Genomic DNA, 25,105 nt, shown 5'->3' on the forward strand with positions numbered 1-25,105 from the left:
TCACCTGGCGACCACCGATGGAATACAACGCCCAACTGACCAATCCCAACAACACCAATGTGCCGCCCAGCCAGGGATTGTCCCCGCTCGGCGCCTCCCCTCCGACACCGGACACGAGTGCGACTCCGGCAAAGGAGACCGCACAACCGGCCGCCACCGTGTTGAATGGAATGTCTCGCACGAGCAGAGACGACAGCAACGCCGTAATGGCCGGGCTGGCGCCGATAATGACGCCGGCGGTCGCTGCGCCGATATACCGTAGGCCGAAGAGGGTCAGAAGATGATTGCCCAACACCCCGAGCCCCAGCAGCGACAACAGCCTGAGATCGCGAGCAGTCCATGTCGTACGACCGCGTTCGCTCCACCACCACAGAGGAATCAGGATCACCAGCGCGCCGAAGCCGCGCAGCAGAGACGTTTCCACTGCCGAAAACGCGCCAAGCGCCAGCTTCTGTCCCACAATGGACCCGCCCCAGACCAGCGCCGAGGTGGTCAACGCGGCATAGGCGGCGAATACCGATGGTTTCTGCATGGACGCCATTCCTCAATCGACGACACACGTGGATTGCCACGGGCCGCGAGCACCGGATGCTAGGCAGATGGTGTTGGAGTGATGATCCAAATACCGTCCCGGATGGTCGCCAATACAGCGGACACCCGCCGGTCTGTCCTGACGACCCGGTTGAGTTCCTGAATGGCCGCCGTACGCTCGTCCGGAGGCGGCTCCAGTAGCACCTCGCCGTCCCACAGGACATTGTCGATGAGAATGACCCCACGCGGAGACAGCAACTCCATCGCACGGCGGTAGTAATTCACGTAGTTCTGCTTGTCGGCGTCGATGAAGATCAGATCGAATGGAGCCGTGAGTCCCGCCATCGTCTCCAAAGCCGGCCCCATGCGAATTTCGATCTTGCGACCATGGGGGGATTGCGCAAAAAATCGCCGGGCAACCGCCGCGGATTCGTCATCGATTTCACACGTCGTGACCCGCCCTTGCTCCGGCAACGCCTCGGCAAAACACAGTGCGCTATAGCCCGTGAACATGCCGATTTCCAGCACTCGCGTGGCCTGCACCAGGCGGGTCATCATATGCAAGAACGCCCCTTCGAGGGGCCCCACCAGCATACGCGCAAACTCCATCGTCCGTTCGGTCTCCTCGCGAAGCGCGCGGCGGACGGGAGTTTCGGGCAATGAATAGGCCGCCGCGTAGGCATCAATTTTCGGCAACACGAGATCGGTCATTGGTTTCACTCCGGCAGAGAGTTGTGCGACAATTCGCACCGGCCGCGGGATCATACCATGGACGTGCCCGGAGAAGGAGCCTGATGGTGAAGACACTGACGACATTGGAACCGCTGACGACACGGTTGTTGGAAATCCGGCGCATCCAGAGCGCGGCCGCTGTTCTCTCGTGGGACCAGGAGACGTATATGCCCGCCGGCGGCGGGGCGGCACGGGCAGAGCAGATCGCGACGCTCGAAGGCCTGGCCCATCAAAAACTCGTGTCCGCTGAGCTCGAAACGCTACTCACCGAATGGATCGACCCCGCGACCGGACAGGCCGCGGATAGTTGGGATGAACCTTCCCGGTCGCTGCTGCGTGAAACCTGGCGCGATTTCAGCCGCGCCAAGAAACTTCCATCCGACTTTGTGATCCGCCTCAGCCGCGAGTGTTCCCTGGCGCAGCAGGCCTGGGTGACGGCACGGGAAGAAAGCCGGTTCTCAAAATTTCTTCCTTCACTGAAGACCATCCTCGGCCTCAAACGTGATGAGGCTCAGTACCTGGGGTATCGGAACTCGCCCTACGATGCGCTCTTGGATACGTATGAGCCGGGGTCCACCATCGCCCAACTCGCGCCGTTGTTCACACAATTGCGGGAACGCCTTGTCCCCCTCTTACGGCGCGTTCAGGGCAGTACCGTCATCATCGACGACCGTTGCCTGCACCAGAGCTTCGACCCATCCAAACAGGTGGAATTCGGTCGGCTTGTGCTGACCGCCATGGGCTACGACTTCGAGCGCGGGCGCCTCGATCTCTCCGCCCATCCCTTCACGACCTCTTTTCATCCGACCGATGTCCGGGTAACGACACGAGTCTTCGAGAAAGATCTGCCGTCGTGCCTGTTTAGTTGCATCCATGAAGGGGGCCATGGCCTGTACGATCAAGGCTTGGATCCTCGCTATTATGGCTCCCCCCTCGGCGAATCCGTGTCACTCGGCTTTCACGAAAGCCAGTCCCGCCTGTGGGAAAATTGTGTCGGCCGGTCCCGTGCGTTCTGGCACTGTTTCTACCCGCTGCTGCAGCAGACGTTCCCGCAACAGTTGGCCGACGTGCCTCTCGACCGGTTCTATGCGGCCATCAACCGGGCCACGCCCTCGCTGATCCGCGTCGAAGCCGACGAATTGACCTATAACTTGCACATCATGGTACGCGTCGAAATCGAGCAGGCTCTTATTGAGGGACGAGCAGAACCGGATGAGCTGCCCGGCCTCTGGAACGAGAAAATGCAGTCGTATTTGGGTATTGTGCCGGAACGGGATGCCGAGGGGGTTCTGCAGGATGTGCATTGGTCGATGGGTGCCTTCGGATATTTCCCGACGTACACCTTGGGCAACCTGTATTCGGTACAATTCTTCGAACAAGCCGCACTCGAACTCCCGCAGATGGAGGAGGAGATGAGGGCAGGTCACCTCATGCCGCTTCGGCGATGGCTCGAGCAAAAAATCCACCGCTGGGGACGGATGTTCACACCCGACCATCTGGCCCGACGGGTAACGGGTAGCGGAGTGAACCCCGAGCCGTTTCTCCGTTACCTCGAAACGAAATACGGGGAATTATACCGCCTTTGATCTAGGGGACGGACTCTCGCCACACTCCATGAATCCACTGCCCTCCAGCCTCTCACTCTGAAGCCTTCCTTTCAATCAACTCAATCAATGATGGCGACCGTTTAGGTATCGCTCTAGGGCCACAACAGGGCCCTTTAGCTCTACTCGACCAATCGTCGTTCATGGTAGTTCTCCAACCCACATGAATTAGGAATTCCTCTTAGTTTGTTACCCTGCTCCAGGGGATGAATCGGCTGAGCACGTGGGATTAGGAATCGAAAGACAAGTCCTCGAAGGTTTCCGCCGGCCCGAATGGGATCCGGCAATACGAGGTCTTGAGCGTCGATGTCCGAATCAGTGGCCGCCACGACTAGACGACATACAGGAGCCCATCGAGTGTTCTCTCCGCGTACGACCCAGACATTGACGGCCCCCCATGACGACGCCGACTCGAGGGCGGATCGGCCCATTTCCCCTGCTCGGCCGGGAACGCACCGAGTTGTGTTCCGGGGTGCTCCATGAGCGGAACGCTGACCGTGGGTGCATGCCAAGACCTACCCCCGGCGAAGGCCGATGTCCGGATTCTGCTCGCGGATGACCACGCCTTACTCCGTCGCGGTCTGCGAGAGTTCCTGCGGGACTTCCTCGTTGAGGACGGATTGACGCCCGACATTGTCGAAACAACCTCTGCCCGGCACGCAATCGATCACATTCGCGCAGGCACCTGGGATTTAGTCATTCTGGACTTGAATCTCCCCGATATGCCGGGTCTCGAAGTCCTGCGAATTCTCAAATCGTTGCGGCCGGCCCTGCCCGTCCTGGTGGTCAGCATTTATGCCGAAGAACATTACTCGGCTCGTGCGATTCGAGCCGGCGCAATCGGATACCTGACAAAAGAGCGGGGCCCACAGGAGCTTCGACTGGCGGTCTCACGCATTCTTCAGGGTGGACACTACCTGCCGTCTCCCGAAACCGAACACAGCCTGGACGAGGGACCGCACCGGAATGGTCCCTCCACCGACACCCTCCCGGCAACCCTCTCGGATCGCGAGATCGAAGTACTGCAGTGGATCGCACAGGGACGGCGCCTGACGGAAATCGCGGAGCATCTCAATTTGAGCATCAAAACGGTGAGCACCTACCGTTCCCGGCTCTTGATCAAATTAGGCATGAGAACCACGGCAGAATTGATCCGCTACGCCCTGGACCAGCAGTTGGTCTGACACTGAATGATGATCGAGTTGATCGACCCGCTCCAGCACTATGCTCCAAACGGACGGGCACCTGTGATCGGTCTACACAGACTCCCACGGCCGCCGGTCAGTACACCCTGCACCCTCTCATCGGAGGACTATGGCCAATATTCTGATCATCAATGCCGACGCGAATCTGAAGCGGCTTATGAAGCTGGCCTTACCGGGCATGGAACATTTTGTTCAACACAGCGCGACCCTGCAGACCGCCTGCGCTCAGTCCACATCGTCCAAGCTCGACCTGGTGATCAGTCGATTCGTCGCGGACGACGATCAAGGACCGGAAGACTTGATGGAACTTCGCAACACCTTCCCCAGCGCTCGCTTGATCGTTACAGCTGCGCTGCACGATCCCGCCTTGGAAGGCGAGAAATTTCAGCGCGTCGTCCACGAACTCCAGATCGAGTATTGTTTGCTGGAACCGATTGAGACCGGTACCCTGCTCCATACGATCCAGTCGGCACTCGCCCTTCCGAAACGGCCCTAGATCGACCGGTTTTCGTCGGTCTCCCGCCACCCCACCATCCCACCGGTGCCGCACAATGTCAGCGCCGACGACCCGGCGGCCGAGGGCTTCCGGTTCAATATCCCATGGCCGTATTGAGCTTCGCCAACCGGCTTGGAGGCAGAAGAAACTCTGCCGACGTTTCAATGCGGGCAGGAACCAGCAGCGTGGTGTGGAACACGATATCGCGGATGGGAATCTTGAAATCGGGTTGCTGCGGGGTGCTGAGTTCGACTGTTTCGACGGACTGCGTAATGGCAGTGACATCCTGCGGCCCGTAGGTGGTGATCACCGCCTGCATCAGGTCACGAATTTTTTCATTGGTTTCGTTTCCCTCGATGCCGTTCATCAGCAGAGGAAGGACCTCGTCGCGAACCTGGTCCGACGGGCTGAAGTTCTCGACCCGTTCCTTGCGTCGAAGGGACGTCAAGTCATTGTCCAGATCGCGGCTGAAGGCGCCATAGGCAAACCGGACGAACTCGAAATGAAACCCCTTCATCCCCTTTCCAAACATCTGCAGTTCGCACAGAAAACAGAGCTGCTGCAGCTTGACGTCACTCAACAAGCCATAGGGCTCGGCCAGCGATAAGGCATACAGCAGTAGCACTCGATCGATCGTCATTTCGTGAGATTTGCGCACCTATTGAATCTCCTCTGAATCGTCCATAACCGGCAGGACTATAAACAGGCAGGTTTCGGTTCGTCAATTGATGATCGTACCGGCCGGATCCCCTCTTGACCCGCCGAGGCACTTTCGTCTTTAATGGGCGTCTTTCATGCCGGTTCACGCGCCATGAGCAAGACTCTCAAAGAAATGGACGTGCTTCGCCAGCACCTGGCCAAGCATCAGTTGAAGCTGACTCGTCAACGCGAACTCATCCTGACGGCGTTCCTGCGACAAGAACACGTCACGGCAGAGACGATGTATCATCAGCTGGCGAAGAAAGATCCCCACCTCGGACTCGCCACGATTTACCGCACGCTGAATCTCTTCTGCGAAGCAGGCATCGCCCAAGCCCGCCACTTCGGCACCCAGACGCAATACGACAATATCTCGCATAAGGGCCATCACGACCATCTCATCTGCACCGGCTGTGGGACTATTGTAGAGTTCGAGAATTGCGAGATTGAACGGCTACAGGAAGAGGTCGCGACCAAGAACGGCTTTGTGATCCAAACCCACCGGCTGGAGCTGTACGGCCTCTGTGCGCGCTGCCGCCATTGACGAATCGCTTCCGCATCCAGTACTATCTTGAGACGGTTTATCAATTTCAACTAGGATGGCCATTACAGGCTGTCCCCACTCTGGAGGCACGCCGCATGACTTCATCCTGTCGCACATTTTTGGCGCTGACGCTACTCCTCGGAGCGCTGACGCTTTCGCAGTGGGCCATTGGAACCGCGGAGGCCGCCGAGAAACTTGTCGTCTATTCGGGTCGCGCAGAACGGCTCATTAAGCCGGTGCTGGATGAATTTCAGGCCAAGAGTGGCATCCAAATCGAATTGCTGTCGTCGGGCACCACCGAGTTGGTCAACCGGTTACAAGCCGAAGGCGACCATACCCCGGCCGACGTCTTCCTGACGAACGATGCCGGGAGCCTCGAGCATGCCCGGGAACTCAAACTCCTCCGGCCCATGAATATGCGCGAAGTTGAACGAGCCATCCCGTCGCAATTCCGCGCGGCCGACAACAGCTGGATCGGACTCTCAGGCCGCTTCTGGATCGTCGTCTACAACACCAATCTCGTCAAACCCGATCAGATCAAATCACTGTTCGACCTCGCCCAGCCGCAATGGAAAGACAAAATCGCCGTTCCCAATTCCGGCAGTGAATATCTTCAGGCCGGCGTTTCAGTAATCAAAGCCACCTTCGGAGACGAACGGACGAAGCAGTTTCTGCAAGGACTCAAGGCCAATGCGGGCACGCAGGTATACCAAAAGAGTTCGCAGATTGTGGACGCCGTCGCGAAGGGGCAGGTCGCGGCAGGCATTGTGAACCACTACTATATCTATCGGCACCTTGCCACGCAGCCCACCGCTCCGATCGCCGCGGTCATGACCGATCAGCAGGAAGGCGGCATGGGCGCCATCATGAACGTGACCGGAATCGGGGTCACCCGCGCGTCCAAACACGTTGAAAGTGCCAAACTCCTGATCGAATTCCTGGTTGCCCAGGCCGGGCAAAAAATGTTCGCGGATCTGGACAAGGAATACCCTCTCCATCCGGACGTGAAAGCCGATCCGACACTCATCGACCGGCGCACGTTCCGTGCGGCGCAAGTCCCCCTGGCTCGACTGGCCGAATTACGCGAGGCCACCCTCACGCTGATCGAACAGGTCGGCCTTCGCTAAGCCCTTGTGTAGCCGCGCATGCTTACCGCCACAAGAGCTCACGCCCCCTCTTCGCTGCAATGGATCAGCCTGATCACTGCCGCATTTCTGGTGCTCCCCACCTGCTACATCATCTATGTGGCGCTCACCGCCGCACCGACCGTGTGGAGCCGGCTCTGGTCGACGCGCATTCCCGAACTTCTCTGGAACACCCTCTCGCTGGCCACCGGCGTCGCTTTGACCACACTGCTGCTGGGCGTCTCCCTCGCCTGGATCACCGTTCGGTACGAATTTCCTGGTCGCCGGGTCTGGGAATGGGCACTCGCCTTGCCCCTCGCCATGCCGACCTATGTGCTGGCCTATGTGTATGCCCATCTGCTGGGAATGGGCGGCCCGGTGGAACAAGGATGGCAGACGCTCATGGGGTCCGACGCGCGACTGCTCTCCCCTCAAAGCTTTGTCGGCGTCACACTGATCATGGCCCTCGACACGTTTCCGTTTGTGTACCTGCTGGTCCGAGGAGCACTGCTGAATCTGAATATCTCCTTCGAGGAAGTGGCACGCGTCTGCGGCGTTTCTCCTTGGAGCACACTCTGGCGCGTCACGCTCCCGCTCATCCGCCCCGCCATTGCCGCAGGACTAGCGCTCGTGATTTTGTATGTGATCTCGGACTTCGGGGCGGTCTCTCTGCTCCGCTACCAGACACTCACGTATGCGGTCTATCAACAGATGACCAGCCGCTACGACCATACGTCCGCCAGCATTCTCAGCCTGCTCCTCGTCGTGATGGCAATCATCTTCCTGGTCACGGAACGATGGTTTCGCCAGCGGAGTCGCTTCTACCAAACATCCGGCCGCTATCGACAGGCGACCCGGCACCACGCCGGCCCCGCTGGAACGGCACTCATCACCGGGTACGTCGTACTGGTGTTCGGAGCCGCATTCGGGATTCCGGCTGTCATGTTGATCCAGTGGAGTATCGAAGCGATTGCACAGGGCGCCCTGGATGCGCGCTTTTTCGGCTTCATCTGGAACAGCAGCTTCCTGTCGGCACTGGCAGCCTGTGGGGCCGTGATCATCGGACTTCCGCTGGCCTACCTCGCCAGCCGCCGTCCTTCGCGACTCAATCTTGCCTGCCTCCAAGCCGCCTATGCCGGCTATGCCTTGCCCGGTCCTGTCGCCGCCCTCGCGGTCCTTGTGCTCTTTACGCACTTCGTGCCGGTCTTGTACGGTACCGTCGCGGTGTTGCTCGTTGCTTACATCCTGCATTTTCTCCCGGTCGGCCTGCAGTCGATGGAGCCGGCTCTCCAACAAGTCACCCCCAATGTGGAAGAGGTGGCACGCACTCTGGGCTGTACGACCCGCCGGACCCTCCGGCGCGTGACCCTTCCGCTCATTCGTAACGGTTTTATTGCGGCCTGGGTCCTGATGTTCCTCCAGACCATGAAGGAACTTCCGGCCACATTGCTGCTGCGGCCGGTAGGATTTGATACACTGGCGATTCGTGTATGGCTCGAAGCCAGCGAGGAGTATTATCAGCTGGCGGCGCCCGCCGCATTGTTGATCGTGCTCCTGAGCCTGCCGGCCCTGCTGCTACTGGTATCCAAAGATTGGCGTGGACGTGACCAAGAGGTCGTTACTTGAACCCCGTGAACAACTCAGATATCGGCGAGCACCAGGCACAAGGTGCGTCCACGATGCCGGACGCCATGGATCTCGCCGCCGGGCAGTCTCCCGTCCTTGAACTTCGCGGGATCTCCTGCGCCTACGAGCCTGATCGTCCGGCTGTCGAACAGATCACGCTCACGGTCCACCAGGGCGAAATTCTCTGCCTCCTGGGGCCATCCGGATGCGGCAAGACCACCATTCTCCGCGCGATTGCAGGGTTTGAGCGGGTGACCGGCGGGAGCATTTCTCTGTCCGGCCGGCTCGTGTCATCGCGAGACGTGATGGTGCCGACTGAACAGCGGCACATCGGGATGGTCTTCCAAGAATACGCACTGTTTCCTCATCTGCGCGTGGAGAAGAATATCGCCTTCGGTCTCAACCACCTCTCCCGCCCACAGCAGAAGGCCATCGTCGATGACCTCCTCACCCTCACCGGCTTGCGCGGCCTGGAACAGCGGTATCCGCATGAGCTCTCAGGGGGGCAACAGCAACGCGTCGCGCTCGCCCGCGCCCTCGCCCTGCGTCCGGTGTTGTTGCTGCTCGACGAACCGTTCAGCAATCTCGATCCCGACATGGCCAGCCGCATGCGACAAGATCTCCACGCCCTGCTGCGACAGACCAAGACCACGGCCATCCTTGTCACTCACGACCACGACGAAGCGTTTTCCATGGCCGACCGCGTCGCGGTGCTAAACCGGGGACGGCTGGAGCAATTTGATACGCCTGAAGCGATTTACCACGTCCCCACGACTCCCTTTGTGGCCGACTTCGTCGGACAGGCAGACTTTATCCCGGGGATCGTGGCCAATGATGTGGTGACCACCGAAATCGGAGACTTCCCTAACACGCAGCATCTCGCGACCGGAACCAGCGTGGTCGTGATGATTCGCCCCGACGATATTCATATCGTTCCGACAAAGGGCGCAGATGCCCATATTCTGGCACGGCAATTCAAAGGCTCCGAAAATGTGTACACGATTCAGCTTCCCTCCGGACAGATCGTCCACAGCAGCGAATCGTCTCTGAGTATTTATCAAGTCGGTACGGCGATTGCGCTTCGAGTGGTGGCAACCCATACCGTCCTCTTCCCGCAACCACCTGAATCGTCAGAAAAGAAGAAGCCCGAACACGGCAACGCCCCACCCCCGTAAAACCAGGCTCAATTCAGGCCTCCATGCCGAGAGCAGGGCAGGGGGTTGCCCCCTTAGACAACCAACAGCGAGAGGCGGAGGATCGACGAATGGATCTGCTGAAGAATGCGGTAGAATATGGAATCATCGGCTTGCTGATCGCGCTCAGCATCTGGTCGGTGGCGGTGGCGGTCGAGCGGTGGCTCTACTATCGCCGCGTGGACCTGACCCAATTCACAGACATTCAAACGTTTGAAATGGCGCTGACCAAACGCCTGGTCATCATAGGCACGGTGGCCGCCAATGCACCTTATATCGGATTACTGGGGACCGTCCTCGGTATTATGATGACCTTTCACACGATGGGAACCTCAGGCACGATGGCTGTGAATACCATTATGATCGGCCTAAGCCTGGCCCTGAAGGCGACGGCTGTCGGCCTGCTCGTCGCCATCCCCTGCGTCGTGATGAACAATATTCTCCGCCGGCGGGTCACCGAATTGCTGACGATCTATAAGGTGCAACATGGAACGCGAGGTTAATCAAATCAACGTCATTCCGCTGGTCGACGTGATGCTCGTGCTGCTCGTTATCGTTCTCACCACCGCCACCTTCATCAGCACCGGCCAGATCCCCGTGAATCTCGCCAAGGCCAAAGAGGCCGGAGATCACAAAGATGTCCCCGTCGTGGTGACCTTGACCGCGAACGGCGATCTGTTCCTCAACGACCGCCCCGTCCCGCCGGACGGCCTCAAGACCGTCATGCTGGCGCACCCTCGTGAATCGCTGGTGGTCGTACGAGCCGACAAAGTCACGTTACTGGAACGGTTTGTCTCGGTGGTAGACGAAATACGAGGTCTGGGATTTCAGTCCGTCAGTCTGGAGGTGGTACGGCTGTGAGGGCCCGCCAGCCCGACATATCGGACCCCTTCATCCGCTTCCATGCGAGCGGGTGGATCATCTCGATCGGCCTGCACGGCAGCGCCATTCTCCTGGCCGGATTCTTCGTCGCCAAAATCGGCCTGGCACCACCCTCTTCATCCTTTCAATGGGATGTGACCGTCGTCGGTTCTCAACCTCCGACGCCTGCACAGGTCGCACCCGGTGCACCACCACCTGCTGCAGCAATTGTCCGACCGGCTCAACGTAACGTTGCAGCGACAGCTCTGCGTCCTACACCTTCTCCGGCAGCGCTCCCGACCATGCCGGCCTCTACATCAAACTCTCCGGCAACAGTCGAACGTGACACAATCAAACCAGTCCTCCCCCCTCCTCAGCAGGCTCCCGCACAACTGCTTGAACGCACTCCTGCGGTCTCCAGTCCTCCCGAACCTCAGGCAACGAAGGATGACCGTCAACCTTCCCTGCACTCGACATCGGCATCGGTCGAGGCCCCCCCTGACTCCCGCTCACTGCCCCAGATGGCAAATCCTCCGGTTGCAGACGCACCTCTCGCCCCGGAAATGTCAGAAACGACATCGCAACCGCCCTCTGAGCCCGCCACCTCTCCAGCCCAAACGGCATCGCTCGCCCCATCGACCAACACGGCTCAGGTTGCCCGAAAACCGGACTATGGCTGGCTCGCAGGGCCTTTGCTCCAGCGGATTGAAGCACTCAAACAATATCCCGCCACGGCGAGGCTGCATCGCCTGGAAGGTCGGGTGATTGTACGGATCGTGATTCAGCAAGACGGACACATTACATCGGCCACCGTCGCAAGAAGCTCAGGGCACGATGTGCTCGATCAAGCCGCACTGGAAACCATTCGGCAGGCCTCACCGCTCACCTTGTCCCAGCCGCTCGAAAAATCCTCGGTCACGATGCAAATACCGCTCGGCTACTACCTGGATCGATAAGCTGCAGAGTTATCCCTGGCAGGGTTGCTGTTCCCAGCCTCGCAAGACCGCCTGCTTGTCGAACGTCAAGACATAGGCCCGGCAGCCGCCTCCCCGCACTTGACCACCGAAGCCTGCCGTTCCGCTGCCGCGTTCGAAATAGGTCCAGATTTCTCCCCCGCCGGTAGCCGCTTGTGTCTTATGCGGTGATCCATATCGTTTCCCGACCATCTCTTGCGTCGCCTCGTTGACCGCATCGTGAAAATATTTGGAACTACCGCTGCATGCGCTCAATACGAGCAGGCCGACTACTATCCCTGCGAGCATACCTTCCCAGCGCCAACCAGGGGCCAAGCCCCATCCGGAACGTCCGCCTTGGATGGAATTACTCGATGCCATCATTCATCCTCACCCTCCCCTTGAGATACGAAGAAACCCAGACTTTGCCGTCGCGATCTACGATCACCGCACCGACCCCCGGCAACCGCTCAACCAAGGCCAGTCCTCGCTCACGTCCCATCACAAAGATGCCGGTATCCAGGCCATCTGCGGTCAGTCCGTCGCGGGCGACCACGGTCACGCTTTGGCAGTCACGAGCCGGTTGCAAAGTGATCGGATCGAGAATGTGGTGATAGCGCACTCCATCCCGCTCGAAGTACCGCTCATAGTCACCGGCCGTCGAAATTGCCTCATCCTGAAGCTCAATAAAAGCCAGCACAGCCTCTTCATGCCTCGGATGCCGGACGCCGAAGGGAAATTTCATGCCGCCCGGCAGTCTGCCGAAGGTCCTGATATCCCCCGAGAGGGCCACGACCCCTGCAGTGGCTCCGGCCGTCTGCATGGCTGCGACAGCCATATCCGCGGCAAAGCCTTTGCCGATCCCGCCCACATCTACCCGCATTCCCGGCTTGGCCAAATAGACCGTCCTCTCTGCGACATTCAGATGTAGCGAACGCAACTCCGTCAGCGGGCGAACCGCCTGCAAGACCGCATCGGATGGAATGTGCTGCCGATCGAGAACACTCCAGGCCTCAACCGCCGGGCCGACGAGAATATTAAACCCTCCTTCCGTCAGCCGAGCCATTTCGAGCGAGGCCTCCAGCACCTTCATCGTGTCGCGGCTGAGCATGACGGCGTCCCTGCCAGCGGCAGCATTCACCTGCGAGAGTTCGCTGGTCGCAATCCAGGTACTGAGCAACTCTTCCAAGCGATGAATCTCCTGGAATCCAGCCGATGCCGCATCCTGCGCCCGCCGACGATCAGACGCCACCGACGTAATGGTCACGAGCGTACCCATCTGCATCTGCGTTCGCTTCACGACGACAGGAGCGGATTCAGACCTTGTAGTCGCACATCCGGACGAGAACAAGAGCAGGAAGATCCCGCTCATGACTGCAAAACGATATCCCATCTCCACCTCACCACCTCCGACGAATATGACAAACAGACTGCGCTTACCACTCAATAGATCACACAACTTCATTGGCGCAGCCCGGCGCTGATTTACGCGCACACGCGTCCATCTTCTGCGGGACGCCTGCAAAATGCAAATGTCGCCCGTCGCGCCGACCGGCAGGCAAACACTCCTTTCCCGTACCCCACTCTATCCGACAAAATCACCTGTGGCAGGCGCGCAGCGCACACAAAAAAGCGGCCAACTTTTAATTGGTCGCCAGACTTGACATTCCTCCGCTGATCGGGATATTAATAATCGTTCTCAATTTTACCAACGAGACCGACCACCCGCTATGATCACAGGAAAAAGTTTGGCATCCCCTACCTGCCAAGACAGTGAGACGCGCTGCGAGTGCGGACAACTCATTGCCAAAGTCCGTGGGCAAGGCCTTGAGCTCAAATGCAAACGCTGTAAGCGCATCGTCGTCATCCCATTCACCTCAATCGAAGGCTGGGGCACCGTCACAGCATGATTCGATATATGAAAGGAGGCCTCACCACCAGGTACACCCCAGGGCATCGATCATGTACACCTGTTTTCCCTGTAGACCAGAGACCTTTGAGTCCCGAGTCCAACCAAACCCTTACTCGCGGATGGAGGATACCCATGAAAATCAGGGCAATCCTCGGGGCTCTCGTCTTAGCCAGTCTACCGGCAATGCCGGCACTGGCGGAAAACATGACCCCGGAGGACATTAAAAAACTGGTTGATGAGGCAGTCGAAAAGCGGCTTCAGGAACACGAACGACGTGAAGGCGGCATGCAACAAGGCCAAGGTGAAGCGGCCTCTACTCCGCAATATCCTGTGGCATCCGGTCCCATAACCGAAATTCGAGTCGAGCGAAAGGGCGAGGAAAAGATTCCGTTGGGATTCGGATCAACCGGATCCGGCAAACTCATTTACGCCAAGCCCTTCTTGAGTGCTCCGAAAGCAACGGTCGGTGGATATGCCGATGTCATGTACAACTCACTGTCCCGTCAGAACCTGGACAACCCTAGTCGTAATTCATTCGGCCAGCAACGGCTGGTGCCATTTATTTATGCGGACATTACCGACCATATCAAGTTTGCAACGGAAATCGAGATCGAGCGCGGCGGCTCCAACGCGCCACAGGGCACTGACGGTTCCATGCAGATCGAGTTTGCCCAATTGGATTACCTGATTAATGAAGCGATCAATCTCCGAGCTGGTATCTTGTTGATGCCGGTCGGCAAGTTTAACTTACTGCACGACTCACCCTTGAACGATCTCGTCGATCGGCCGATGGTCTCTCGCATCGTCATCCCCAGCACCTGGTTCGAAGCCGGTGCCGGTATTTACGGAACCCTGTATCCCTCGTCACGCTCGAAGCTGGACTACGAAGTCTATGCCGTCAATGGAATGAGCCAGACGGCCGGCGGCATTACCGACCTTGGGGTGCGAAGCGCGCGAGGCAGCGTCTCTCGGGATCGCGACGACAACAAAGCCGTCGTCGGCCGCATCGCCTTCAGCCCGATGCTGGGCATTGAAATCGCCGGATCCGGCTACCATGGAGCGTACAAGCCGGCCGCCGGAGCCGTGGGGGCGGGCTATATCGATATGTTCGCATTGGACTGGACTCTCCAGAAAGGCCCGTTCGAAATCATCGGAGAGTCAGCCTGGACGAGAATCAGCAACAACAATGCGACTGGTGTCGCCAACCGGGTCATCGGACCGGCTGGCATGCAAGGCTACTACGTTCAGGGGAATTATCACTTCATGCCGGAATTCCTCAAGAAATGGGCGCCCAGCCATTTCACCGACGCCTCTACGTTTACGGCAGTCGTGCGGTGGGAACAGGTCAACACGGATACCGACGATCGCACCAAGCAGAACGCGCTGGGAGGCCAACGGAAGCTTGAGCGCTTGACCCTTGGTCTCAATTTCCGGCCGATTGAAGACACGGTGATCAAATTCGACTGGCAATTCAATACCCAGAGGGACGCAAAGGGCCTTGTAGCCGCCGGGGATCTCGGCACTGCAGGCAGCCCGATGAATGGAAACGGATTCTTAATCCAAGCAGCCACGTACTTCTAACCGGTTCCTCGTCCAGGCCGTCCCGATCGGGACGGCCTGGACGATACCGACAGAATTGATATGACACAGCACTACCGCCGACTCAGCATCCTCCTAATTCCCGCTCTTCTGACCGCCTGTGCATCCCTGGGCGGTATGCAGGAACGATTCGCCGTCTGCAGCTACGACCATGCCTGGGAAGCTGCACTTGACGCAGTCAAAGATCGTGCGATAGCGCGGCAGGATAAGACCGCAGGCCTGATCGACACCGCGTGGCTTGAAATACCCATGCCGGGACGGACCTTTGGTGCCCTTCAGCGAGACTTGGGGGACAGCAAAGATCGGTCCCGGATTTCCCTGGCAGTCAAACGACTCGACGATGTCACAAAAATCGGCTTCATCGAAGAGCGACAACGGTGGGCATTCCGTGGCGGCTCTCGCCTGTTCGGCTGGACCGACACCGAGTCCTCGGCCCAAGTCATGACCGACGTGCAGAACCGCTTAGACACCAAATTGAAGGAGCATGGATGTTCAGTACATTGAGTGCGTACCGCACCTTGACCGCAGTCGTATTGCTTCTGACCTCGTCGCTCCCGGCGCTGGCGACGGAGAAAGTCTGGGACAACGAATTGCGCCGCTTCCTGAAAGACGACGACTTCAAGTACGAAGAGTTCATGACCGAAGAGGAGGCCGTGAAGACCATCCTCCCAAAATCTCAACGTGTGCGCAAGGAACTGATCCGACTCACGCAGGACAGGAAGGAACTCATCGAACAGCGCATCGGTTGGAAGTTTCCGGAAGACTCGTTCGATCTGTATATCGGGGAGACTGGAGACAAAGTCGACGGGTATGCGATGATCCACAACACCATCGGCAAATATAAACCCATGACCTATATGGTAGGAGTGGATCCCAAAGGGAATTGCACCGACGTCGAATTGCTGGTGTTTCGGGATGCAAAGGGCAGCGAGGTCGGGAAGAAGCGATTTAACTCTCAGTATGATGGCAAGACCGTCACGGACCCCATTCGAATCAACAAAGACATTATCAACATCAGTGGAGCCACGATGTCCGTCCGGTCGATGAACGCTGGCGTCAAACGAGTGTTAGTACTGGTAGACGAATTTTACTTGAAGCCGGCCGGCTTAGGCAGCGACACGGTCGCAGTGCAGAAGGCCGAGAGAGGACTGTTGGGGACCCTATTCGGCAACTAAGGCCGTCGGGACACTGCACTGGCATGCGAAATTTTAATGCTCGATTCCGCCTGCGTGATTCGGATCGTCACATCAGGTTGTTGTATACGCAATTCCTCTTTTTGATGCTGGTGGGGTTTCTTTTTTCTTTCTTCTGGGCGCACAGCATGACCAGCTTGAGCCCACAAGGTATCGCCGACCACTACCGTGGCTCTGATGCGACCTTCGGCGAACCGATGTCGTTTCGGGAGCTGGCCGAGGTCACGCACTTTCACCTGTTCACCATGCCGGTCGTGTTTATGATTCTCGTCCATGTCCTCTATCTCACGCAGGCCAGTCATGCCACGCAAGTCTGGCTGACATGGCTTTCGTTCGGAGGCGTGGCGCTGGACCTGCTCTCCCCCTGGCTGATCAGCTACATCTCACCTATTTTTGTGCTCACAATGCTGGCCGGGGACACTCTGATGATGGGCAGCTTTCTCGCGATGATGGCTATCCCTCTCTACGAAATGTGGATTTTGAAGCAACCGCTGATGGCCGGGAAGCGAGGGGAAGAGTCATGAACGCCTAGAAGAAGTCCGTTGACTCCGTTGCGGCCAGAGGTATTCAGCCCAGAGCCCAAGATCGTGTGCAACGATCTTGGGCTCTTTTTTTTCGGAGGATTCCCATGCATCCATCGATATCGCCGATCAATGCCACAACACAGCTCATCCAGGAAATAACCCGACAGCTTGATGCCTTGGATTCACTTCAGCTTTCCAAAGAATCATTATACGCTGTTCGCCTGTTACAACTTCGACGCCTGACGCGGAGGATCGAAACCCTCATTCCTGGACACTTCGGACATGGCGAGCGCACCGCACACTATGCCCGCTTGCTGGGCAAGGCCATCAGCCTTACGGATGACCAACACATCGAGCTGCACTATGCAGCCCTGCTGCACGATATCGGACTCCTCACGTTACCCGGCAGACTGCTCGACGAGACAGCAGCGCACAGCTTGGATGACTATGCCCTGATCCAAAGCCATCCCCGGGAAGGCGCTGCGCTCCTGAGCCCCCATCGATTCCTCTCTGAGGCCGCACGCCTGATCGCTCATCATCACGAACGATGGGACGGCGCCGGATATCCTTATGGACTTCGCGGAGGCTATATCCCCTTGGCCGCCAGAATTTTGGCCATTGCGGACGTCTTCGACAGCATTGCCAATCGATCGACTTCGTTACACAGGGCCCTACGAACCCTACAAGCGTCGGCAGGCTCACAATTTGATCCGATACTGACCGCCACATTTTGTGCACAGTTTCGCCATCAAGACCAGCTCCCGCCGCTACCATTCGGTGACGCGAGTGTCACCGCTCTCACTGTTGAACCGACCCTCGACCAACCGAGTCACCAGCATATGCCCTTTTCAATGTTCTGAGGAGTCGAACGAAAACAGTCCATACCCGGCGTACGGGCTATTGGCCTCACTGATGGAGCTGAATGATGATGAACAACGCGCCCGACATCGAAATTCCAACTGATCGCCTCCGCACCCTCTCGTCCGAGCTTCGCGCACAGTCACCACACTGGGCTGATCGTCTTGAGCAGGCCACGACGGAACAGGAGCTACGCAATCTCGTGTGCGATCTCTTTAACCTGTCCCATGCCCTGCCGTCCCACAGAGAGTCCGCTAATGAGACAACCACGCTGGCCGGACGCATCACCCGCTTCATCAACGAAAATCTCCATCGTGGACTGACACTCAAAGTCCTGGCAAATTTCCTCGGCTATTCGGAGAAATATTGCTCTGATCTGTTTTACCGCATCATGGGTGAATCGTTTTCCGGGTACATGAGACGACATCGGGTCGAACGGGCTCAATCACTCCTCACCACAACCGCGCAGACGTTGGCAGAAGTTGCTACAGCGGTGGGGTTCAGCGATCAGTTTGCCTTCAGCCATTTCTTCAAACGCGCGACCGGGCATTCTCCCAGGGAGATTCGATCCCGGCAGGCACACTCACGGCATCGGCTGACGGTTCACGCCATGCAGAAAGCCCTGTAGCCAACGGCCAGACCAACCACACGGCTTCACTGCTTGGAGAACGGGAATGTCCCCTGCCCTGAATGGCCATGGAATACAGAACGATCGAGTCGCTTCGCAGTAGTGAGGGGAGAATGAATGCGCGGGTGATTCAAATTACCGGACGGAGGGGTTCAGCGAAGCATGTGCATGGGGAGAGACGACGACAGAGGAGAGAGCCGGCCAGCGGGGCCTTCGGGGATCCCACCGGCCGACCACCTGCGCACGCAAGGGCTAAGACTTCTCAGAATGAATCTGCTCGGCCAAGTATCGATCGAGACCTACTTGCCTGATGGTGCAGAGCTGAGTCTCAAACCAATCGATATGCTCTTCCGTATCGACGATCATCTCTTCGAGCCGACGACGGGTCGTGAAGTCAGCGACCTTTGTGCAATGGGCAATCCCGTCGCGAAGCATTTCCGCATCCTCACGCTCGAAGGCCAGATCGGCTTCCAGCAACTCCGAGACTTTCTTGCCAGCGGCGACGGTGTCCAGGCGATCCATCTCCGGAGCCCCCCCCAGGTACAGGATATGATCGATCAGGCCCGAGGAATGGCTGACCTCTTCCTCGGCCAAGTGACTAAAATGCTCGTGGAGTCGACCATACCCCCAATGCTTACACGAGGCCGCATGCAGGAGGTATTGATGCACCGCCGTGAGCTCAGTGACCAATACCTTATTCAGGATCTCGAGGACGCCCTCTTTCGCTTTCATGCATACCCCCGTTACAACGCCGGGACGGCGCTCGCTTAACTGTCCTTTTTGATCTGCTCTGCCAGATAATTCTCAAGACCCACTTGTTTGATCGTCTCCATCTGGGTCTCGATCCAATCAATATGCTGGTCCACATCTTTCGCCATGTCTTCGAACATGTGCCGTGTCGTAAAGTCACCTACCTTTGCACAATGCACAACTCCGTCGCTGAGCAGCGTGAGCATTTCCTGCTCCGCCTTGAGATCAAGCTTCAATTGCTCAGGAACGGTCTCTCCGACCTGCACCGTGTTCATCCGCTGAACATTCGGCACCCCTTCCAGGTACAGAATGTGGCCGATCAACTCGTCCGCATCCTTCATCTCATCGATGCTGCGCTCTCGAACCTTGTGGTGCAGCCGGTCGTAACCCCAATTGTCACACATCTTTGCATGGACAAAATACTGGTTGATGGCGGTGAGATCCGCGGTAAGCACTTTATTAAGAAGCTCAATGATACCTTGTTTGGCTTTCATACATCCCTCCTCCGGCCTTGGAGCGCCTCATTGCCTGCCTGGCCTCTTGATTGAGACAGATACGAATATGCCCTCTCTTATGATTCATCCTACACCTTACTTAGACATTCTCGAAAGGGTTGTCAAGCAGAGACATACGTATTTATGAGGACGGTTATCAACATCGCCGAGAACATTTCTCATTGTCCTCATCAGGATGCGACGGTAAACGATCTGCTATGCAAGTAGGCGGCGAGGAGTTGAAGAAAATGGAGGGGAGCAGCGGAAGGGAGAGCTTGCGCTTCAAAAGCGGAGGATAACAGCAGGCAACAAATCCACCATGGCTATCCGGCTTCACGATAGCCGCACTCTTCATTGCGGCATTGCACCGAGCGTCCGGCCTGCTTGCTGACTTTCTCAATGAGGAACGGAGCCTGGCACGTGGGACAGGGCTTGTTGATCGGACGATCCCAGAGCGCATATTCGCACTGCGGGTACCGGCTGCACGAATAAAAGTTCCGCCCTTTTTTGGTGCGCTTCTGAACCAGATCTCCACCACATCCGGGCTGCGGACATTTCACCCCCAGGGCGATGGCCTTGGTTGTCTTACATTCTGGATAGGCAGAACAAGCCAGGAACTTTCCGAAGCGTCCAGATTTCACCACCATCGGGCTGGAGCACTTTTCGCACTTCTCGTCCGTCGTCTCTTCCAGCTTGGGAACAATCTTAATCGTTCCATCCGGCAACTTTTCAAAATTTTGCGTATTTTTGCAGGGAGGATCGTCCTTATAGGCGGGGCACGCGAGGAACTTCCCATTCCGTCCCCATTTGATCTCCAACATGCGGCCGCATTTTTCACAGGGAAGGTTCGTGGGCGGCTCGACGATATCCTTCGGTCCAGGGATACCTTGAGCGAGTTCCATTTCCCTCACAAAGGGTGTGTAAAAATCGCGCACCGCTGAAACCCAGGGCTTTGTGCCCTCTTCGACTTCATCGAGCTGCTCTTCCATGTGGGATGTAAATTCCGTATCCAGCAGATCCGGAAATCCCTTCAACAGAAAGTCATTCACCGTTCTCCCGGTTTCGGTCGGGAGAAACCGCCCTTCGACCTTCTCGACATACTTCCGGTCTTGGATCGTCGAAATGATCGAAGCGTAGGTGGAGGGCCGGCCGATCCCCTTTTCTTCCAGCTCTCGAATCAGCAATGCTTCATTGTACCGGGGAGGCGGCTGAGTGAAATGCTGTTTAGAAACGAGCCCGAGCAAGGTCTGGGCTTCCTGAGCGACCAGATGCAAGGATTCACCTTCGCGCAATGCGGGCAGCTGGCGATCTGATTCGTCCTCCGCCTCTTGCTCATTCTTGGGCTTGTGCGACGGCAATTCCTTGTCGGTTCCCTCTAAGTACACCGCCGTATGGCCGGCGAACTTGACCACGGTGCCGGTCGTGCGAAACACATATCGATCCGGAGTTCCCACCGGAGACGAATCCACACGCGTCACATCCATGATTGCAGGGACCATCTGTGAGGCAATGAAACGATTCCAAATGAGCTTGTACAAATTGTACTGATCCTGCTCAAGGTATTGCCTGATGGATTCGGGGTCGCGAGCCGCGGACGTCGGCCGAATGGCTTCATGCGCCTCTTGCGCGGCTTTCTGCGTCTTGTACACGTTGGGCGTAGCAGGCAGATACTCCGCTCCGAACCGCTCTCGAATCACAATTCTGGCGTCTTCGGTCGCTTCTTGCGAAATCCTCGGCGAGTCCGTTCGCATGTAGGTAATGAGACCGGTGGGCCCTTCCGACCCGATTTCAATACCTTCATACAACTGCTGCGCCAGCGTCATCGTCTTCTTCGGGCTGAAATGCAGCTTTCTGGCGGCTTCCTGCTGCAGCCGGCTCGTGATGAAGGGTGCGACCGGATTGCGTTTCTTTTCCTTGCGCTCGATCGATTGCACGACGAACGGCTTCCCCTGCACGGCATCCAGGATCTGCTGGGCCCGCTCGCCCGTGCCGATATCGGCATCCTGGCCGTTCACGGAATGCAATTTGGCTTCGAACGCTGGTGGATTGTCCCCAGCCAACAACGCGACGATAGACCAGTATTCTTCCGCCCGGAAGGCTTCTCGCTCTTTCTCCCGGTCGCAAATCAACCGCACGGCCACGGACTGCACCCGGCCCATGCTGAGACCACGGCGCACCTTTTTCCACAGCAACTGACTGCCCTGGTACCCCACGATGCGATCGAGGACTCGTCTCGCCTGCTGAGCCTGGACCAGCTTCATATCGATTTCACCCGGCGACTTCAGTGCCCGCTTGATCGCCGATTCCGTGATCTCATTGAACAGCACACGATAGACTTTGCCGTCTTTCTTCTTTCCCTTGCCGTGCAGTTCCTGCGCAATATGCCAGGCAATCGCCTCGCCCTCGCGATCAGGGTCCGGCGCGAGAAACACGGTGTCGACTTCCTGGGCTTTCTTTTTAATGTCGGCAAGGACTTTCGACTTGCCCTTGATCGTGACGTACTGGGGTTCAAAATCGTTGTCGAGATCCACACCCAGCTTGCTGGTAGGGAGATCCTTGACGTGGCCGACGGAGGCCATGACGGAATAGCCACGACCGAGATATTTCGTGATGGTGCGCGCCTTGGTCGGCGACTCAACGATGATCAGCGATTTGGCCATGTGGCTCCACGTTCCTCAGTACCTATGCCCAGACTACCACACCCACTATAACAAATATCGAGCCCCTGTCAGCTCTAATCTCTCAATGTTGGCCCGATGTGAGACGTACATACTCGTTGCCGGGTAACTGGCGAACACAATTCTTTAATTCGAGCGATAACAGGATCGTCATCACCTGAGCAGCAGGCAATCCACTGCGCCGAATCACGTCGTCGATCGATTGCGGCAGGACCGACAAGACATCGTATACCACCGTTTCATCCGAGCTGAATGGCATCTTCGGCTGGGCGAGGGTCCCTGCTCCCCCTGTCAACCGCGCACGGAAGGCCTGATCAAGCTGCGGCAACAATTCCTCTAGAATATCCTGCGCGGACTCAACCAATCGGGCGCCATCCTTAATCAAACTGTTCGGGCCACGACTCTGCTCCGCTTTGACGAAACCCGGTACCGCAAACACTTCCCGCCCCTGCTCACCGGCCAATCTCGCCGTAATAAGTGACCCGCTCTCAATGGCCGCCTCGGTCACTACTACACCCAACGATAATCCGCTGATGATGCGGTTGCGCCGCGGGAAGTGATAGCTGTGCGGTGCCGCCCCCAGCGGGAGTTCAGACAACACGGCGCCCTGCTGTTCGATCGTCTCGCGCAAGTGCCGATGGTCGGCCGGATAGGTACGGTCCAGTCCACAGCCCATGACGGCAAGCGTTCGCCCCTTACCGGCAAGGGCCCCGCGATGCGCGGCCGCATCGACTCCACGCGCCAAACCACTGACGATCGTAAAACCCATCTTCACCAAGTCGCGCGCCAACTCCTCAGCCACGATGCGCCCGGCGGCACTGACTTTTCTCGTGCCGACAATCGCCACGGCATGCCGATCGGTTTCCAGCAGCGAGCCCTGAACGTACAACAACGGGGGCGGGTCCGGAATCGTCCTGAGTGGCGTGGGGTACTGTGCATCAAGATACGTCAGCACCGTAACCTTCCGGCGCTGCAGCTGCTCTAATTCCTTGTCGAGTTCCCGGATCGCATCCGGAGCCGGCCCTCGACGAATCGCCTCGACTAGAGGCGGCCGGCATCCAATCTCCTCCAACGCCGACTGCGGCGCCGAGAACACAGCATCCGGCGCCCCGAATGCATGCACAAGCTTGAGAAGGATGGCGTCGCCCACACCGGGAATCGCGCGCAACACCAACCAGGGACGGAGAGATCGATGACTCACTATCGTCTCAACTCATCACACGTCGTCAGTGCGATGTCATGCCCGTTGTACTGGAGAAAGACCACGTTCAGCGGCAGGATGCCCACCCGGAACAGGTACACGCCCGGTCGCTCGGCGGATTAGATCACGACCAGATCGAATTGCTCCAGATGCAACCGATCGTCGGGCGTGACCAGAATTTTTGCGCTATATCGCCGTTCGAGTTCCTCGACGCCTGGTTGCTCCTGTTCCTGCAAGAGCAGAGCAACGGCAGGATGCGCGCCGACAACCACGCGCTGCTGCTCGATCTCATGGCCGAGCCGCCGCACTTCACGGAAAATTTCGTAGGCCACCGACATCGGCGACTTGGTGTAGCCGCGCCCGTCGCAATAGTGGCAGGGCTCCGACAACGAACGCAGCAAGTCCTCTCGCACACGCTCACGGGAAATTTCGATCAACCCGAGATCGGACACCCTGGAAATTCTGGTGCGGGCTTTATCAGACGACATGGCATCCACCAGTGCATGGTAAACCTTGTCGCGATTTTTCTCCCGCTCCATGTCGATGAAATCCACGATGATGATGCCGCCGATCCCGCGCAACTTCACCTGATAGGCGATTTCGCGCGCCGCTTCCAGGTTGTTTCTGAGGATCGTTTCTTCCTGATCGCGCTTCCCGACAAACCGGCCGGTATTCACGTCGATCACCGTCATGGCCTCGGTATGGTCGATCACCAAATATCCTCCGGACTTGAGCCACACCTTGCGGCTCATCGCACGGGCGATTTCCTGCTCCACGCCCAGGTAATCGAACAGGCTTTCTTCTTTGTCATAAAAATGAATCCGCGAGGTTTGCTCCGGCGAAAACCGCTGGACGAACCCCTTGATCGCGTTGTACTCCTCGCGGGAATCGATCAATAACCGGTCCACCCGACGACCGAAAAGATCGCGCACGACGCGAAAACTCAAACTCAAGTCGCTGTGTAAGAGGCTCGGGGCCGGCTGCTGATCACGCTTCGTCAATACGTCTTGCCATAAGACGTGCAAGAACTCGACGTCCGAGCGCAACTCCTCTTCCTTGACCCCTTCACTGACGGTTCGCACGATGTAGCCGAACCCCGGGCGCCGTGCCCGTTTCATAATTTCTTTCAGGCGTGCCCGCTCCTCATCACGAGGAATGCGGCGGGAGACGCCGATATGCTCGACCGTCGGCATGAATACCAGGTACCGGCCCGGCAAGGACACATAGGTCGTCACGCGCGATCCCTTGGTGCCGATCGGACCTTTCGAGATCTGCACCATGACTTCCTGCCCCTCGGACAGCAACTCTTCAATGGGTTTCGAGCTTTGCCGCTTGGGCTTGGGGACCTCCGAATCCTTGTTGTCGTCGTCGTCGCCCTCGACGAGGGTATCCCCGGGTTCGACATCCATCGAGAGGTCGGACACATGCATGAATGCCGCTTTTTCCAACCCGATATCGATGAACGCCGCCTGCATGCCGGGCAGCACTTTCGCCACCCGGCCCTTATAAATATTCCCGACGAAATCCTGGTCTTTGGCGCGATCGCCATAGAGGTCGGTGACAACCCCGTTGTCGAGTACCGCCACGCGGGTTTCTTCCCGCGCTATACTGATTGCTATCTCCACACCCATAGACACTCCTTTACACCCAGATCGGTCGGATCGGCAGACGAACGCGGACGCAGAGTCCGGGTTCTTTCT

General features: G+C 57.8%; 26 protein-coding genes. 16 read left to right on the forward strand and 10 right to left on the reverse strand.

Translation table 11 applies throughout. From position 1 onward, the window contains the following. Together H8K11_17330 and H8K11_17335 are read right to left on the reverse strand one after the other, a co-directional pair. A partial coding sequence (locus tag H8K11_17330; protein MCS6265514.1) for a DMT family transporter occupies nucleotides 1-532 on the reverse strand: 532 nt, incomplete at its 3' end. Between the two features lie 59 nt (nucleotides 533-591). Continuing rightward, entirely contained in the window at nucleotides 592-1,296 is a 705-nt protein-coding gene (locus H8K11_17335; GenBank protein ID MCS6265515.1) for a class I SAM-dependent methyltransferase, read from the reverse strand. Between the two features lie 29 nt (nucleotides 1,297-1,325). On the opposite strand from H8K11_17335, the gene H8K11_17340 reads away from it, so the two are divergent. The 3 genes from H8K11_17340 to H8K11_17350 all read left to right on the forward strand — a co-directional run bounded on the left by H8K11_17340 (nucleotide 1,326) and on the right by H8K11_17350 (nucleotide 4,568). Next, on the forward strand, nucleotides 1,326-2,849 hold the full coding sequence (locus tag H8K11_17340) for a carboxypeptidase M32 (protein ID MCS6265516.1): 1,524 nt from the start codon (nucleotides 1,326-1,328) through the stop codon (nucleotides 2,847-2,849). A gap of 497 nt (nucleotides 2,850-3,346) precedes the next feature. Further along, complete coding sequence (locus H8K11_17345) at nucleotides 3,347-4,051, forward strand: response regulator transcription factor (protein ID MCS6265517.1); 705 nt, start codon at nucleotides 3,347-3,349, stop codon at nucleotides 4,049-4,051. 130 nt (nucleotides 4,052-4,181) lie between these two features. Then, nucleotides 4,182-4,568 (forward strand): hypothetical protein, encoded by a 387-nt coding sequence (locus H8K11_17350; protein MCS6265518.1) that lies wholly within the window; start codon nucleotides 4,182-4,184, stop codon nucleotides 4,566-4,568. A 94-nt stretch (nucleotides 4,569-4,662) separates the two neighbouring features. Here H8K11_17350 and H8K11_17355 read toward each other — a convergent pair whose 3' ends face one another. Further along, nucleotides 4,663-5,226, reverse strand: a complete 564-nt coding sequence (locus H8K11_17355; GenBank protein ID MCS6265519.1) for a hypothetical protein — start codon at nucleotides 5,224-5,226, stop codon at nucleotides 4,663-4,665. A 153-nt stretch (nucleotides 5,227-5,379) separates the two neighbouring features. On the opposite strand from H8K11_17355, the gene H8K11_17360 reads away from it, so the two are divergent. The 7 genes from H8K11_17360 (at nucleotide 5,380) to H8K11_17390 (ending at nucleotide 11,571) form a co-directional block, all read left to right on the forward strand. Continuing rightward, nucleotides 5,380-5,811 (forward strand): transcriptional repressor, encoded by a 432-nt coding sequence (locus H8K11_17360; protein ID MCS6265520.1) that lies wholly within the window; start codon nucleotides 5,380-5,382, stop codon nucleotides 5,809-5,811. Nucleotides 5,812-5,906: 95 nt separating this feature from the next. Further along, nucleotides 5,907-6,938, forward strand: coding sequence for an extracellular solute-binding protein (locus H8K11_17365; protein MCS6265521.1), 1,032 nt, complete (start codon nucleotides 5,907-5,909; stop codon nucleotides 6,936-6,938). Nucleotides 6,939-6,956: 18 nt separating this feature from the next. Further along, nucleotides 6,957-8,561: an iron ABC transporter permease gene (locus H8K11_17370; protein MCS6265522.1), complete on the forward strand. Its 1,605-nt coding sequence runs from the start codon at nucleotides 6,957-6,959 to the stop codon at nucleotides 8,559-8,561. Between the two features lie 65 nt (nucleotides 8,562-8,626). Further along, nucleotides 8,627-9,736 (forward strand): ABC transporter ATP-binding protein, encoded by a 1,110-nt coding sequence (locus tag H8K11_17375; GenBank protein MCS6265523.1) that lies wholly within the window; start codon nucleotides 8,627-8,629, stop codon nucleotides 9,734-9,736. 89 nt (nucleotides 9,737-9,825) lie between these two features. Then, nucleotides 9,826-10,257, forward strand: coding sequence for a TonB-system energizer ExbB (gene exbB / locus H8K11_17380; GenBank protein MCS6265524.1), 432 nt, complete (start codon nucleotides 9,826-9,828; stop codon nucleotides 10,255-10,257). Beyond that, complete coding sequence (locus H8K11_17385; protein ID MCS6265525.1) at nucleotides 10,241-10,615, forward strand: biopolymer transporter ExbD; 375 nt, start codon at nucleotides 10,241-10,243, stop codon at nucleotides 10,613-10,615. Before exbB ends, H8K11_17385 begins: the two co-directional genes overlap by 17 nt. Before the next feature lie 563 nt (nucleotides 10,616-11,178). Next, nucleotides 11,179-11,571 carry an energy transducer TonB gene (locus H8K11_17390; protein MCS6265526.1) on the forward strand — a complete coding sequence of 131 codons (393 nt, stop codon included), beginning with the start codon at nucleotides 11,179-11,181 and terminating at the stop codon, nucleotides 11,569-11,571. Nucleotides 11,572-11,580: 9 nt separating this feature from the next. Here H8K11_17390 and H8K11_17395 read toward each other — a convergent pair whose 3' ends face one another. Together H8K11_17395 and H8K11_17400 are read right to left on the reverse strand one after the other, a co-directional pair. Next, entirely contained in the window at nucleotides 11,581-11,952 is a 372-nt protein-coding gene (locus H8K11_17395; GenBank protein MCS6265527.1) for a hypothetical protein, read from the reverse strand. Continuing rightward, nucleotides 11,936-13,033 carry an FAD:protein FMN transferase gene (locus H8K11_17400; GenBank protein ID MCS6265528.1) on the reverse strand — a complete coding sequence of 366 codons (1,098 nt, stop codon included), beginning with the start codon at nucleotides 13,031-13,033 and terminating at the stop codon, nucleotides 11,936-11,938. The genes H8K11_17395 and H8K11_17400 overlap by 17 nt, the downstream gene beginning before the upstream one ends. Before the next feature lie 579 nt (nucleotides 13,034-13,612). Here H8K11_17400 and H8K11_17405 point away from each other — a divergent pair. From H8K11_17405 to H8K11_17430, 6 genes are all read left to right on the forward strand, one after another. Further along, entirely contained in the window at nucleotides 13,613-15,061 is a 1,449-nt protein-coding gene (locus H8K11_17405) for a hypothetical protein (GenBank protein ID MCS6265529.1), read from the forward strand. Nucleotides 15,062-15,121: 60 nt separating this feature from the next. Then, entirely contained in the window at nucleotides 15,122-15,583 is a 462-nt protein-coding gene (locus tag H8K11_17410; GenBank protein ID MCS6265530.1) for a hypothetical protein, read from the forward strand. Further along, on the forward strand, nucleotides 15,568-16,254 hold the full coding sequence (locus H8K11_17415; GenBank protein ID MCS6265531.1) for an FMN-binding protein: 687 nt from the start codon (nucleotides 15,568-15,570) through the stop codon (nucleotides 16,252-16,254). The genes H8K11_17410 and H8K11_17415 overlap by 16 nt, the downstream gene beginning before the upstream one ends. Before the next feature lie 23 nt (nucleotides 16,255-16,277). Further along, nucleotides 16,278-16,796: a hypothetical protein gene (locus H8K11_17420; GenBank protein MCS6265532.1), complete on the forward strand. Its 519-nt coding sequence runs from the start codon at nucleotides 16,278-16,280 to the stop codon at nucleotides 16,794-16,796. Between the two features lie 104 nt (nucleotides 16,797-16,900). Next, nucleotides 16,901-17,656 carry an HD domain-containing protein gene (locus H8K11_17425; GenBank protein ID MCS6265533.1) on the forward strand — a complete coding sequence of 252 codons (756 nt, stop codon included), beginning with the start codon at nucleotides 16,901-16,903 and terminating at the stop codon, nucleotides 17,654-17,656. Between the two features lie 62 nt (nucleotides 17,657-17,718). Beyond that, entirely contained in the window at nucleotides 17,719-18,282 is a 564-nt protein-coding gene (locus tag H8K11_17430; GenBank protein MCS6265534.1) for a helix-turn-helix transcriptional regulator, read from the forward strand. A gap of 252 nt (nucleotides 18,283-18,534) precedes the next feature. Here the strand turns inward: H8K11_17430 and bfr (H8K11_17435) are convergent, their stop codons facing one another. The 5 genes from bfr (H8K11_17435) to H8K11_17455 all read right to left on the reverse strand — a co-directional run bounded on the left by bfr (H8K11_17435) (nucleotide 18,535) and on the right by H8K11_17455 (nucleotide 25,036). Beyond that, entirely contained in the window at nucleotides 18,535-19,014 is a 480-nt protein-coding gene (gene bfr / locus H8K11_17435) for a bacterioferritin (GenBank protein MCS6265535.1), read from the reverse strand. 35 nt (nucleotides 19,015-19,049) lie between these two features. Continuing rightward, the gene (gene bfr / locus H8K11_17440; protein MCS6265536.1) at nucleotides 19,050-19,526 is read right to left on the reverse strand and encodes a bacterioferritin; all 477 of its coding nucleotides are present in this window, start codon (nucleotides 19,524-19,526) and stop codon (nucleotides 19,050-19,052) included. Between the two features lie 323 nt (nucleotides 19,527-19,849). Next, nucleotides 19,850-22,186: a type I DNA topoisomerase gene (topA, locus tag H8K11_17445; protein ID MCS6265537.1), complete on the reverse strand. Its 2,337-nt coding sequence runs from the start codon at nucleotides 22,184-22,186 to the stop codon at nucleotides 19,850-19,852. Nucleotides 22,187-22,268: 82 nt separating this feature from the next. Further along, on the reverse strand, nucleotides 22,269-23,405 hold the full coding sequence (gene dprA / locus H8K11_17450; protein ID MCS6265538.1) for a DNA-protecting protein DprA: 1,137 nt from the start codon (nucleotides 23,403-23,405) through the stop codon (nucleotides 22,269-22,271). A gap of 119 nt (nucleotides 23,406-23,524) precedes the next feature. Then, a complete protein-coding gene (locus H8K11_17455; protein MCS6265539.1) occupies nucleotides 23,525-25,036 on the reverse strand; it encodes an Rne/Rng family ribonuclease in 1,512 nt (503 codons plus the stop codon). Nucleotides 25,037-25,105: the final 69 nt, after the last annotated feature.

This window comes from Nitrospira sp. (assembly GCA_024998565.1).
Lineage (GTDB): Bacteria > Nitrospirota > Nitrospiria > Nitrospirales > Nitrospiraceae > Nitrospira_A.